The 12931-nt window shown below is 67.8% G+C and carries 10 protein-coding genes; 5 read left to right on the forward strand and 5 right to left on the reverse strand.

Annotated features, from left to right (window positions below):
* Positions 1-5 precede the first annotated feature (5 nt).
* Together ACZ5EF_RS05445 and ACZ5EF_RS05450 are read left to right on the forward strand one after the other, a co-directional pair.
* Positions 6-1082 (forward strand): efflux RND transporter periplasmic adaptor subunit, encoded by a 1077-nt coding sequence (locus tag ACZ5EF_RS05445; protein ID WP_346061997.1) that lies wholly within the window; start codon positions 6-8, stop codon positions 1080-1082.
* The gene (locus ACZ5EF_RS05450) at positions 1079-4081 is read left to right on the forward strand and encodes an efflux RND transporter permease subunit (RefSeq protein ID WP_346061996.1); all 3003 of its coding nucleotides are present in this window, start codon (positions 1079-1081) and stop codon (positions 4079-4081) included. The genes ACZ5EF_RS05445 and ACZ5EF_RS05450 overlap by 4 nt, the downstream gene beginning before the upstream one ends.
* A gap of 102 nt (positions 4082-4183) precedes the next feature.
* On the opposite strand, the gene ACZ5EF_RS05455 is transcribed toward ACZ5EF_RS05450, so the two are convergent.
* Positions 4184-4636, reverse strand: coding sequence for an NUDIX hydrolase (locus ACZ5EF_RS05455; RefSeq protein WP_346061995.1), 453 nt, complete (start codon positions 4634-4636; stop codon positions 4184-4186).
* The gene (locus ACZ5EF_RS05460) at positions 4633-5283 is read right to left on the reverse strand and encodes a pseudouridine synthase (protein WP_346061994.1); all 651 of its coding nucleotides are present in this window, start codon (positions 5281-5283) and stop codon (positions 4633-4635) included. Before ACZ5EF_RS05460 ends, ACZ5EF_RS05455 begins: the two co-directional genes overlap by 4 nt.
* Positions 5284-5572: 289 nt before the next feature.
* Between ACZ5EF_RS05460 and ACZ5EF_RS05465 the strand changes: the two genes are divergently transcribed.
* The 3 genes from ACZ5EF_RS05465 to clpA all read left to right on the forward strand — a co-directional run bounded on the left by ACZ5EF_RS05465 (position 5573) and on the right by clpA (position 10776).
* Positions 5573-7807 (forward strand): NADP-dependent isocitrate dehydrogenase, encoded by a 2235-nt coding sequence (locus ACZ5EF_RS05465; protein ID WP_346061993.1) that lies wholly within the window; start codon positions 5573-5575, stop codon positions 7805-7807.
* Between the two features lie 196 nt (positions 7808-8003).
* Positions 8004-8366, forward strand: coding sequence for an ATP-dependent Clp protease adapter ClpS (gene clpS, locus ACZ5EF_RS05470; RefSeq protein ID WP_346061992.1), 363 nt, complete (start codon positions 8004-8006; stop codon positions 8364-8366).
* 136 nt (positions 8367-8502) lie between these two features.
* Positions 8503-10776 (forward strand): ATP-dependent Clp protease ATP-binding subunit ClpA, encoded by a 2274-nt coding sequence (clpA, locus tag ACZ5EF_RS05475; RefSeq protein ID WP_346061991.1) that lies wholly within the window; start codon positions 8503-8505, stop codon positions 10774-10776.
* A 139-nt stretch (positions 10777-10915) separates the two neighbouring features.
* Here clpA and infA read toward each other — a convergent pair whose 3' ends face one another.
* From infA to aat, 3 genes are all read right to left on the reverse strand, one after another.
* Complete coding sequence (gene infA / locus ACZ5EF_RS05480; RefSeq protein ID WP_013332816.1) at positions 10916-11134, reverse strand: translation initiation factor IF-1; 219 nt, start codon at positions 11132-11134, stop codon at positions 10916-10918.
* Between the two features lie 118 nt (positions 11135-11252).
* Complete coding sequence (locus ACZ5EF_RS05485; RefSeq protein WP_346061990.1) at positions 11253-11990, reverse strand: arginyltransferase; 738 nt, start codon at positions 11988-11990, stop codon at positions 11253-11255.
* A gap of 29 nt (positions 11991-12019) precedes the next feature.
* Positions 12020-12742, reverse strand: a complete 723-nt coding sequence (gene aat, locus ACZ5EF_RS05490; protein WP_346061989.1) for a leucyl/phenylalanyl-tRNA--protein transferase — start codon at positions 12740-12742, stop codon at positions 12020-12022.
* Positions 12743-12931: the final 189 nt, after the last annotated feature.

Genomic DNA, 12931 nt, shown 5'->3' on the forward strand with positions numbered 1-12931 from the left:
GGGCGATGAGGAAGGGGGAGCGTGCAAGCCTGGCGGTGTCGCTGATGCTGGCGGCGGCTCTGTTAGTGGGCTGTGATGCGACATCGGCACCACTCGAGCGAATCGAGGCGCCGTTGCCCGGCGTGCGCAGTGACGCGGTGCGGTTGGTGCCGGACGAGGTGAGGTATCGCTTTCCCGGTGTAGTGCGGGCTCGCGAGCGTGCGGCTCCCGCCTTCCTGCATGACGGCGTGCTGCGGGAGCGCCACGTCGTGCGCGGCCAGCGGGTCGAGGAGGGGGAGCCGCTGGCCATGCTGCACAACCCGGCCATGGCGCCGGCACTCGCCGCGGCCGAGGCGCGGGTGCGCGAGCTCGATGCCAGCCTGAGCCGACTGGGGCGCGATGTGGAACGCGCCCGTACCCTGCGCGAGCGCAACCTCAGTAGCGAAGAGGCCCTGGACCGGCTGCGCTCGGAGCGTGGGGCCCTGGCCCAGGCGCGAGAGCAGGCCCTGGCTCGGCGCGACGAGGCCCGGGCGCAGCTCGAGGAACTGACGCTGCGTGCGCCCTTCGCCGCCGAGGTGACCGACCTCGATGCCGAGCCCGGCGATTTCGTCGCGGCCGGTCAGCCGATCCTGCACCTGGCCGGGGTGGCCGAGCGTGAGGTGGCGATCCGTGTGCCGGCGAATCTTGCCGTACGGCTGGAACCCGGGCAGGCGGCCAGCGTCGCGCCGACGTTCGGCGCCCAGCGCATCGCCGGGGAGGTCGTCCATGTCGGGCGCGCGGGAGAGACCCTGGCCCCGGTCATCATCGCCCTTCCCGCCGAGTCCGCCCCGGCGCTGGGCGAGCCGGTACGGGTGCAGTTCGAGATCGCCGGGCCGCCGGTCAGGCGGGTGCCGCTGGCGGCGGTGGTCGATCCCTCCGGCAGTACGCCCTATGTGCTGGCGCTGAACGAAGACGACAGGGTCCGGCGCACGCCCGTGACGCCGGGACGCCTGGCCGGCAGCTGGGTCTCGGTGAACGGCGAGGGGCTGGCGCCGGGTGACCGAGTGGTGACGGCGGGGCAGGGACGCCTGGAAGCGGGCATGCGGGTGAGGGTGTTGCCATGAGCTGGCTGCTCGCCTCGCTGCGTTACCAACGCCTGACCCTGACCGTGACGCTGCTGCTGGCCCTGCTAGGCCTGGTGGCCTGGGTGGCGATGGATCGTCAGGAGGATCCGTTCTTTCCCTATCGCTTTGGCCAGGTACTGGTGCCCTATCCCGGCGCGGAGCCGGAGCAGGTCGAGCGGCTGGTACTCAACCCCCTCGAAGAGGCGCTGGCCCAGGTCGAGGAGGTCAGCGACATCATCGGCACCGCGCGCCTCGGCGTGGCCCACGTCACCCTCGAGATGCACGAGCACGTCTATGACACCGATGCCGCCTGGGAGCAGGTGCGTATCGCCGTGAACCGCGCCACACGCCAGTTCCCCGACGGCGTGGGCGAGGCGCAGATCAGCGATCGCGACTCCGATACCCACGGCATCGTGCTGGCGGTGACCGGCTCGGACGATCTGCTCGAGCTGCGCGAGGCGGCCAAGCGCCTGCGCCGCGACCTGTTCCGGCTCAAGGAGGTTGCCCGCATCGACCTGCTCGCCGACCCGGGGCAGCAGGTGGTGGTCGGCTGGGACGATACGCTGGCCGAGATGACCGGACTGGATGCCCGGGCGCTCGGCGATCAGCTCGCCGTGCGCAACCTGACCTCCCCAGGCGGGACCCTGGCGGTGGCGGGACGCTCCCTGGTGCTTGATCCGCTCACCGAGTTCGGCTCCCTGGACGAGCTCGCCGCCACCCCGATTCGCACCCGACAGGGCGAGCTGGTGCCACTCGGCGAGCTGGCCGATATCAGCCTGGCCCCGATCGAGCCCGCGACCGCGCGGATGTGGCACGACGGTCGCCCGGCGGTGGCGCTGGGGCTGGTGCTCTCCAGCGATCGGGTCAATGCCGTGCGCTTCGGGGCGCGGCTGCAGGCACTGATGGATGAATTGCGTCCGGCCTATGCCCCGCTCGCCATCGAGGAGACCTTCTATCAACCGCGCTGGGTCGAGCGCCGCCTGGCGGAGCTGGGCCGGTCGCTGCTGTTGGGTGTTGCCATTCTGGGCGTGCTGCTGTTCCTGTCCATGGGGTTACGGCTCGGGCTCGCGGTGATGGTGATCGTGCCGCTGGTGACCTTCTCTTCGCTGGCTCTCTACGCCATGGGGGGCGGCGTGCTGCACCAGATTGCCGTGGCCGGCATGGTGATCGCGCTGGGCATGCTGGTGGATAACGCTATCGTGATGGTCGAGAACATCCAGTACCACCGCGATCAGGGGCATTCGGCCATGCAGGCCGTGACCCGCTCGGTGCGGGAGCTGGCCACGCCTCTGCTGGCGGCCACCGGCACCACCCTGGCCGCCTTCGTGCCGCTGCTGCTGTCCAGCGGCAACACGGCCGACTTCACCCGCGCCATTCCCCTCATGGTGATGCTGACCCTGGCGGTGAGCTACCTCTATGCCGTCTTCGTCACCCCGGTGTTCGCCGCCGGCATCCTCAAGCCCCGGCCGGCGGTACGTCGCGAGCGGCTCCAGGCCATAGGCCGGCGTATCGGCCGAGTGGCCGTGCGCTGGCCGCTGGCGGTGCTGGCGGGGACGGGCGCTCTGCTGGTGGCCGCCATTGCCATGCTGCCGCTGCTCGATCACGACTTCTTCCCCGACACCGATCGCAACCAGTTGGTCGTCGACCTCAACTTTCCCGAGGGTACCCACCTCGATCACACCGCCTATCGGGCCGAGGTGCTGGCCGCCGAGCTGGCCGTCCGTCCGGCGGTGCAGGCGGTGCACCGTTTCGTCGGCTTCAGCGGGCCGCGCTTCTACTACAACCTGGTCGAGCAGCCGCGCCAGTCGCACCTGGCGCGACTGGTGGTCGCGGCCGATGGTGCCGACGACCTGCCCGCGCTGATGGCCTGGGTGAGGGCCGTGGCGCCGGAGTGGCTGCCTGAGGCCGAAGTGGTGGTGCGCCGGCTGGGGCAGGGGCCGCCGCTGGAGGCGCCGGTGGAGATTCGCGTGTTCGGTGAGGATCGTACCGCCCTGGCCGATGCCGCCGGCCGTATCCTCGGCGTGGTGCGCGAGGCCGAGGGGGCTCGCGATGCGCGTCATCGTCTGGGCGAGGGACTGGCCACCCTGCGGGTCGAGACCGACGATGCCCGCGCTGCCGAGTACGGCCTCTCGAGACACGACGTGGCCAGCGCCCTGGCCGGTGCCAGCCGCGGGATCGAAGTCAGCGCCTGGCGTGCCGGGCGAGACCCGGCCCCCTTGCTGGTGCGTGCCCCGGAGGGTGAACGCTTCCCCCACGAGGGGCTCGAAGGGTTGCGCCTGACCGCGGCCGATGGACGCTCATTGCCGCTCGGTGAGATCGCCGCGCTGGAGGCATCCTGGCGTCCGGCGGTGATCCAGCATCGCGGCCTGCAGCGCATGACGGCGGTGCTGGCCGAGGTGGCGGATGGCTGGACCTACGATGGGGTGCTGGGCGAGCTTATGCCGCGCCTGGCGGCGCTCGAGCTGCCCCCCGGGGTCAGCTACACCCTCGGTGGGGCGGCGGAATCGGCCGGCGATGCCAATACCGCGCTGTTTCAGACGCTGCCCTTCGGTGGCCTGTTGCTGATCGTCTTCCTGCTGGCCCAGTTCAACTCCTTCCGCCAGCTGTTTATCGTGCTGGCCACGCTCCCGCTGGCGATCATCGGCGTGGTGCCGGGGTTGTGGCTGACCGGCCAGCCATTCGGCTTCACCGCCATCCTCGGCGTGGTGGCGTTGGTGGGTATCGTGGTCAACAACGCCATCGTGCTGATCGACCTGATGAACGCCAACCGGCGCCAGGGGGAGTCGGTGAGCGAGGCGGTGGTCTCGGCGGTGGCTCGGCGCACGCGGCCGGTGCTGCTCACCACGGCCACCACCGTGGCCGGCCTGGTACCCCTGACCCTGACCCAATCGACGCTGTGGCCGCCGATGGCCTGGGCGATCATCTCCGGGTTGGTGGCCTCCACCCTGCTGACGCTGCTGGTGATCCCGGCGCTCTATCGCCTGCTGATCAGGCATTGAGGAGGCACAGGGTAATCGTCGGGGGCGTGTGGCCGGGGCGGCGCTCGGGAGGGCTCGCCTGTGAGCGGCAAGCCCGGTGAGCCTCGACAGGGTGGCGCCACCTCAGAGTGGCTCGTGAATCACCTCCAGCGGGTAGTGGTGCCCCGCCGCGGCGTCGCGGATGCGCCGCAGCACCAGGGGGCTGCGCAGGCGGCCGTCGCGGGCCAGGGCCTCCAGCTCGTCGAGGGTCAGCCAGTGACAGGCGAGGATATCGCTATCGAGGGCGCGCTTGAGGCGGGCCTCGGCTCGGGCGATAAAGCCGTGGCTATGGAAGGTCAGCCCCGAAGCGGTGCGAAAGCAGTAGAGCCCCAGGTAGGCCAGCGGGGTGACCCGCCAGGCGGTCTCCTCGAGCACCTCGCGACACACCGCCTCGACCAGGCTTTCGCCCGGCTCCAGATGACCGGCGGGCTGGTTGAAGAGGGTGGCAGGGCCGCCGCGTTCCTCTTCCACCACTAGGTAGCGGCCATCGCGCTCCACCACGCAGGCCACGGTGACCCGGGGGCTCCAGCGGCTCATCGGCCACGCCTCGGCTTGGCGCGGCCGCGGCTCGCCGGCTTGGCACCGCGCATGGCGCCCTTGGCAGGGCGAGCCTGGGGCTTGGCCGGGGCATGCAGGGTCTCGCTGCGCCACTCGCCGGGGGCCAGGCCGTCCAGGCGCCAGGGGCCGATGGCGATGCGCACCAGGCGCAGGGTTGGGTGCCCCACATGGGCGGTCATGCGCCGCACCTGGCGATTGCGCCCCTCGCTGATGGTCAGCTCCAGCCAGGTGGTGACCGGGTGGCGCCTGGGGTCCAGAGGCGGGTCGCGCTCGGGCAGGCCGGAAGCGTCCAGGCGGCGCACTTTGGCGGGGCGGGTGGGGCCGTCACCCAGGGTGACGCCGCGGCGCAGCGCCGCCAGGGCGGCATCGTCGGGCACGCCCTCTACCTGGACGCGATAGGTCTTGGGCTGCTTGTGGCGGGGGTGGCTGATGCGGTGGATCAGCTCGCCGTCATCGGAGAGCAGCAGCAAGCCTTCGGAGTCGTGGTCGAGGCGTCCCGCCGGATAGATCCCCGGCACCTGGATGACATCGGCCAGGGTGGCACGCCGCTCCCCCGCACCGGCCGAGCGGTCGGTGAACTGGGAAAGCATGCGGTAGGGCTTGTGGAGGAGATAGAGGGTGCTCATAAGGGCAAGCTTACCGGCAAGCGGGGCGAGATGGCAGGGGGAGAGGGCCTTACCCTTATTGCTTATGCGCCGAGCCGGGCGCGCTGATATAATGCCGCCGCTCGCCCGGAGCGCCCTCGACACGTCGGGGCCTGCTACAAGCAACCTGCCGGGCGCCGATGTTCCCCGAAAGACCCGGCTTCATCGCCTTGCCGGGCGGGCCGCATAGAGCCCCCGAGGCGGACATCGTCAGCGCGCGCTACCGATCCAGTTTCATGCCACCGCAGTGACCAGAGAGATCAACGCCAACATGTCAAAAACGCCGAAGATTATCTATACGCTTACCGACGAAGCGCCGGCCCTGGCCACCTATTCCCTGCTGCCGATCATCGATGCCTACACCGACTCCGCCGGTATCAGCGTGGAGACCCGGGACATTTCCCTGGCCGGCCGCATCATCTGCCTGTTTCCCGACTACCTGAGCGACGAGCAGCAGCTCGGCGACCACCTGGTCGAGCTCGGCGAGCTGGCCAAGACCCCCGAAGCCAATATCATCAAGCTGCCCAATATCAGCGCCTCGGTGCCGCAGCTCAAGGCGGCCATCCGCGAGCTGCAGGGCCAGGGCTACAAGCTGCCCGACTACCCGGACGAGCCCACCAGCGACGTGGAGCGCGACATCAAGGCGCGCTACGACCGGGTCAAGGGCAGTGCCGTCAACCCGGTGCTGCGCGAGGGCAACAGCGACCGCCGCGCCCCCAAGTCGGTGAAGAACTACGCCCGCAAGTACCCGCACCGCATGGGCGAGTGGAGCGCCGACTCCCAGTCCCACGTGGCCTGCATGAGCGAGGGGGACTTCTACGGCAGCGAGAAGTCCGCCACCCTGGCCGCCGACGGCACGGTGAAGATCGAGCTGATCGGCAAGGACGGCACCGCCACGGTGCTCAAGGAGAAGACCCCGGTACTGGCCGGCGAGGTGATCGACGCCGCGGTGATGAGCCACCAGGCCCTCTCCGCCTTTATCGAGGAGCAGGTCGCCGACGCCAAGGCGCGTGACGTGCTCTTCTCCCTGCACCTCAAGGCCACCATGATGAAGGTCTCCGACCCGATCATGTTCGGCATCGTGGTCAAGACCTTCTACCGCGAGGTGCTGGACAAGCACGCCGAGGCCCTGGAACAGGTCGGTTTCGATGCCAACAACGGCATCGGTGACCTCTATGCCACCATCGCCAAGCTGCCCGCCGCCCAGCAGGACGAGATCAAGGCCGATATCGAGGCCCTCTATGCCGAGCGTCCGCGCCTGGCCATGGTCAACTCCCACAAGGGCATCACCAACCTGCACGTGCCCAGCGACGTGATCATCGACGCCTCCATGCCGGCGATGATCCGCGACTCCGGCAAGATGTGGGGCGCCGACGATGCCCTGCACGACACCAAGGCGGTGATTCCGGATCGTTGCTACGCGACCATCTATCAGGCCACCATCGACGACTGCAAGGTCAATGGTGCCTTCGACCCGACCACCATGGGCAGCGTGCCCAACGTCGGCCTGATGGCCCAGAAGGCCGAGGAATACGGCTCCCACGACAAGACCTTCCAGATTCCCGCCGACGGTACCGTGCGCGTCACCAGCGACGCCGGCGAGGTGATCTTCGAGCACGCCGTGGAGAAGGGCGATATCTGGCGCATGTGCCAGACCAAGGACGCCCCGATCAAGGATTGGGTCAAGCTCGCCGTGACCCGCGCCCGCGACAGCCAGACCCCGGCGGTGTTCTGGCTCGACGCCCAGCGTGGCCACGACGCCGAGCTGATCAAGAAGGTCGAGACCTACCTCCAGGAGCATGACACCAGCGGCCTGGATATCCGCATCCTGGCCCCGGTGGATGCCATGAAGTTCTCCCTGGAGCGCATCCGCCGCGGCGAGGACACCATCTCCGTCACCGGCAACGTGCTGCGCGACTACCTCACCGACCTCTTCCCGATCATGGAGCTGGGCACCAGCGCCAAGATGCTCTCCATCGTGCCGCTGATGAACGGCGGTGGCCTGTTCGAGACCGGCGCCGGCGGCTCCGCGCCCAAGCACGTCCAGCAGCTCCTCGAGGAGAACCACCTGCGCTGGGACTCCCTGGGCGAGTTCCTGGCCCTGGCCGCTTCCCTGGAGCACCTGGGCAAGACCTTCGACAACGCCCGCGCCCGGGTGCTGGCCAAGGCGCTGGACGAGGCCAACGGCAAGTTCCTCGACAGCAACAAGTCGCCGTCGCGCAAGGTCGGCGAGCTGGATAACCGCGGCAGCCATTTCTACCTGGCCATGTACTGGGCCGAGGCCCTGGCCGCCCAGGACGAGGACGCCGAGCTCAAGGCGCTGTTCGGCAAGCTGGCCGAGGAGTTCCATGCCAAGGAGGCGGTGATCGTCGAGGAGCTCAACGCGGTGCAGGGACAGGCCGTGGATATCCAGGGCTACTACCACCCGAACGGTGAGCGGACCGAGGCGGTGATGCGCCCCAGCGCCACCCTCAATGCCGCCCTGGCCCTGGTGGCCCAGGGCTGATAGCCCCGGCGCGCCCCTGAGACCAGTGGTGCGACGGCCCCCGCCCGAATCATGGGCGGGGGCCTTTTGCATTAGGCCCTTGCATGCGTGCCGGGCAGGCCGCATCTTGATAAATGAACCCGCCACCGGCCCGGGCGTCCAAGCAGGGTTGAGACGCGCCGCGCCGGGTGGCTTGTAGAAATGGGTAGTGCTTCATATGTTCAAGACAGAGGAACCCTGGCGGGGCGTATTCGCCGGCATGACCCGACCCGACGAGGAGGGCGATGGCGACCTGGCGGTGCAGAGCGCCGATCCGGAGCTGGCTCACCCTCCCATGTACAAGGTGGTCTTGCACAACGATGATTTCACCCCCATGGAGTTCGTGGTGGAGGTGCTGCAGGTCTTCTTTCATATGGATCAAGAGAAGGCGGTGCAGGTGATGTTGGCGGTGCATACCCAGGGCAAGGCGACCTGCGGCATCTTTACGCGAGATATCGCGGAAACCAAAAGCCACCAAGTCAATCAATATGCCAGAGAGTGCCAGCACCCGTTGCTGTGTGATATCGACAGGGCCGATTGAGACGCGATCACGGTCGCAGGAGGCCACCGCACTCGCGGGCAACGCCCCAGGGGGTTGCCAACGTCGTGAAAGTGCCCGATGGTGAAACTGCCGGTGCCCACCGGTTGAAGCCCGAGGCGGCAAGAAGGGGACTGCCATGCTGAGCAAAGAACTTGAACTGACCCTGAACACGGCCTTTACCGTGGCGCGTTCCAAGCGTCACGAGTTCATGACCGTGGAGCATCTGCTGCTGGCCCTGCTGGACAACGCCTCCGCGGCGGATGTGCTCAGGGCCTGTGGGGCCAATCTCGACAAGCTGCGGTCCGATCTGCAGGATTTCATCAATTCCACCACGCCGCTGATCCCCGAGGATCAGAGCGATCGCGAGACCCAGCCGACCCTGGGCTTCCAGCGCGTGCTGCAGCGTGCCGTCTTCCACGTGCAGTCCTCCGGCAAGAGCGAGGTGACCGGCGCCAATGTGCTGGTGGCGATCTTCTCCGAGCAGGAGAGCCAGGCGGTCTACTTCCTCAAGCAGCAGAACGTGGCGCGGGTCGATGCGGTCAACTACATCGCCCACGGCATCTCCAAGGTCGCCGGCCATGGCCAGAGTGCGGCCCCCCAGGCGCCGGATGCCGAGGAGGCCGAGGAGGGGGTGACCGAGGGCGGCAACCATCCGCTGACCAGCTATGCCACCAACCTCAACGAGCAGGCGCGGCTCGGCAAGATCGATCCGCTGATCGGGCGCGAGCACGAACTGGAGCGAGTGGTACAGATCCTCGCCCGGCGGCGCAAGAACAACCCCCTGCTGGTGGGTGAGGCCGGCGTCGGCAAGACCGCCATCGCCGAGGGGCTGGCCAAGCGCGTCGTCGAGGAGGAGGTGCCCGACGTCATCAACGATGCCGTGGTCTACTCCCTGGACATGGGGGCCCTGCTGGCCGGCACCAAGTATCGCGGCGACTTCGAGAAGCGCCTCAAGAGCCTGCTGGCCGAGCTGCGCAAGCAACCCAATGCCATCCTCTTCATCGACGAGATTCACACCGTGATCGGTGCCGGGGCCGCCTCCGGCGGGGTGATGGATGCCTCCAACCTGCTCAAGCCGCTGCTCTCCTCCGGCGAGCTGCGCTGCATCGGTTCCACTACCTTCCAGGAGTATCGCGGCATCTTCGAGAAGGATCGCGCCCTGGCGCGGCGTTTCCAGAAGGTCGACGTGATGGCGCCCTCGGTGGATGACACCATCCGCATCCTCAAGGGACTGCGTGGTCGCTTCGAGGAGCACCACAAGCTGAAGTACACCGATTCGGCCTTGGAGAGCGCGGTGCGCCTGGCGGATCGCTATATCAATGATCGCCACCTGCCCGACAAGGCCATCGATGTGATCGACGAGGCCGGTGCCCACCAGCGCCTGCTGCCGCCGGAGGTGCGGGTCGATACCATCGACGTGGATCAGGTCGAGGCCGTGGTGGCCTCCATCGCGCGGATTCCGCCGAAGAGCGTCTCCAGCTCCGACCGCAAGTTGCTGTCGAAGCTCGATCGCGACCTGAAGATGCTGGTGTTCGGCCAGGACGAGGCCATCGACAGCCTGGCGGCGGCCATCAAGCTTTCCCGGGCCGGCCTCAAGTCCCCGGACAAGCCGGTGGGCAGCTTCCTCTTCGCCGGTCCCACCGGGGTGGGCAAGACCGAGGTGGCCCGCCAGTTGGCCAAGATCATGGGCATCGAGCTGGTGCGCTTCGACATGTCCGAGTACATGGAGCGTCACACGGTGTCACGGCTGATCGGCGCGCCCCCGGGGTATGTGGGCTACGACCAGGGCGGCCTGCTCACCGAGGCGATCACCAAGCAGCCCCACTGCGTGTTGTTGCTCGACGAAGTCGAGAAGGCCCATCCGGAGGTCTTCAACCTGCTGCTGCAGGTGATGGATCACGGTCGCCTCACCGACAACAACGGTCGCGAGGCGGATTTCCGCCATGTGATCCTGATCATGACCTCCAATGCTGGCGCCGAGCAGATCGCGCGGCGCTCCATCGGTTTCCAGACCCAGGACCACTCCACCGATGGCATGGAGGTGATTCGCAAGACCTTCTCGCCGGAGTTCCGCAACCGCCTGGATGGCATCATCCAGTTCCATGGCCTGGACCCCAAGGTGGTGCGCAACGTGGTGGACAAGTTCCTGGTGGAGCTGCAGGCACAGCTCGACGAGAAGCGGGTGCAACTGGACGTGGACGAGTCGGCCCGGGCCTGGTTGGCCGAGCGTGGCTACGACCCGGAGATGGGCGCGCGGCCCATGGCCCGACTGATCCAGGAGAAACTCAAGAAGCCCCTGGCGGAGCTGATCCTGTTCGGCGAGCTCGCCGAACATGGCGGCGTGGTCCACGTCACCGTGGAGGAGGGCAGCGACGAGCTGCATCTGGCCACCGAGGCCGAGGTGGCCTGAGCCTAGACACCGGTCGGCCTGCGGGCCGGCCACCACCGACCGGCGCCCTGTCAATCGACGGGGCGTCGTCTTTTCTACTGGCCGGTGGGTCGGGTGGCGCCGGCGAGGCGCGGGGTGGTCGAGCCCGGCTGGGCACGACTCAGCGGGAGCGGTAGACGATGCGTCCCTTGGAGAGGTCGTAGGGGGTCAGCTCGACCTTGACCTTGTCGCCGGTCAGGATGCGGATATAGTTCTTGCGCATCTTGCCGGAGATGTGGGCGGTAACGACGTGGCCGTTCTCCAGCTCCACGCGGAACATGGTGTTGGGGAGGGTATCGACGACGACCCCTTCCATTTCGATATGGTCTTCACGTGCCATATAGGCGTTTCCTCATTGATGGTCACTCGGCTGCCGCGACGCGACACTGACGGCCATAAGGCCGTCGCTGATCAAGATAGCGCGATATTGTGCCGCATGCCGTGCGTCAAGGCAAAAATCACAGCGCGATTAGTCGGCGCCAGGTGCGTCCATCGAGGTACTCCAGGGGCTGGAAGGCCTGCTTGTAGTTCATCTTGCGGCACTCGCGGATCCAGTAACCCAGGTAGACATGGGGCAGCGCCCGCTCCTCGGCGAGGCGCAGGGTGCGCAGCACCGCATAGGTGCCCAGGGAGCGGCGGTCGAAGGCCGGGTCCGGGTCGAAGAAGGTGTAGATGGCCGAGATGCCGTGACTCAGCAGGTCGATGGCGGAGACCGCCACCAGGCGACCGTCGAGGCGAAACTCCAGCAGCCGCGCATAGGGGTGATCGAGGGTCAGGAAGGTGCGGTACTGCTCGTGGCTGGGCGGGTACATGTCGCCATCGGCATGGCGGGTGCGAATATAGCGGTCATAGAGCTGGTAGTGCTCTTCATGGAAGCGTGCGGGGCGCTCGAACAGGGTCAGGTCGGCGTTGCGGTGCATCAGCTTGCGTTGGGTGCGGCTGGGGCGAAACTCCGCCACCGGGATGCGCACCGAGATACAGGCATGGCAGCCCTCGCAATGGGGCCGATAGAGGTGACGCCCGCTGCGCCGGAAGCCCAGCAGGGAGAGGGCGTCATAGACTCCCTGCCCCGGGGACTCCTGGGGGTCCAGGAACAGGGTCGTGGCCTCCCGCTCCTTGAGGTAGCTGCAGGGGTGCGGGATGGTCAGAAAGAAACGCAGGTCTCGTACCGGGCGCTGCGGCGCATTACTGCTCACGGTCGCCGTCTCCTCCGGGCTCACTGGCGTCAGGGCGGGGTAGGCACGGAAGGGGGCTCCATGCTCGCCCGCTCACTAGTCGCCCAGGCACCGCTGGCCCGGTCGACATACTGCTCAAGATAGCCGATGAACGTCTCCCGGGCGATGTCCCGGGCCCCCAGGCTGGCCAGGTGGTCGGTGTGCATCTGGCAGTCGATCAGGCCGCCGCCATGGGCCTGGAGATGACGGCAGAGGTGCACCAATGCCACCTTGGAGGCATCCGACACCCGCGAGAACATCGACTCGCCGAAGAAGACCCGGCCCAGGGCCATGCCATAGAGGCCGCCCACCAGGGCGTCGTCTTGCCACACTTCCACCGAATGGGCATGGCCCCGGGCATGCATCAGGCAGTAGGCGTCGCGCATCTCGTCGGTGATCCAGGTGCCTTCCCGTCCCTCACGGCTGGCGGCACACTGCTCGATGACCGCCTCGAAGGCGTGATCCCGGGTAACCTGGAAGCCGCCATTGCGCAGTCGCTTGGCCAGGCTGCGGCGCACCCGGAGCGCCTCGGGAAAGAGCACCATGCGCGGGTCCGGGCTCCACCACAGGATCGGCTGATCATCGCTGTACCAGGGGAAGATGCCGCGCCGGTAAGCGGTCAGCAGCCAGGCCGGGGTCAGGGCTCCCCCGGCGGCCAGCAGGCCGTCCGGGTCGCGCAGGGCGTGATCCAGGGAGGGGAACTGCACCGGGTAAGGGGCGAGCCAAGGCAGCATGGGCGGTCGTATCATCGGAAACGGGGCCAGGCGGTGTGCCTCCGCCCATCACGCCTAGTGTGACCGGCTTTCCCGGTATCGACAAGGCACCCTCGTCGGGACAGGCTAGGCTCGGTATGATGGCGCCACGCTATCGGACAAGGTTCGCCGTGACGATGCGGTCAGGGCGAAGCAAGACACAAGGGGGAT

Source organism: Bisbaumannia salifodinae (genome assembly GCF_055388505.1).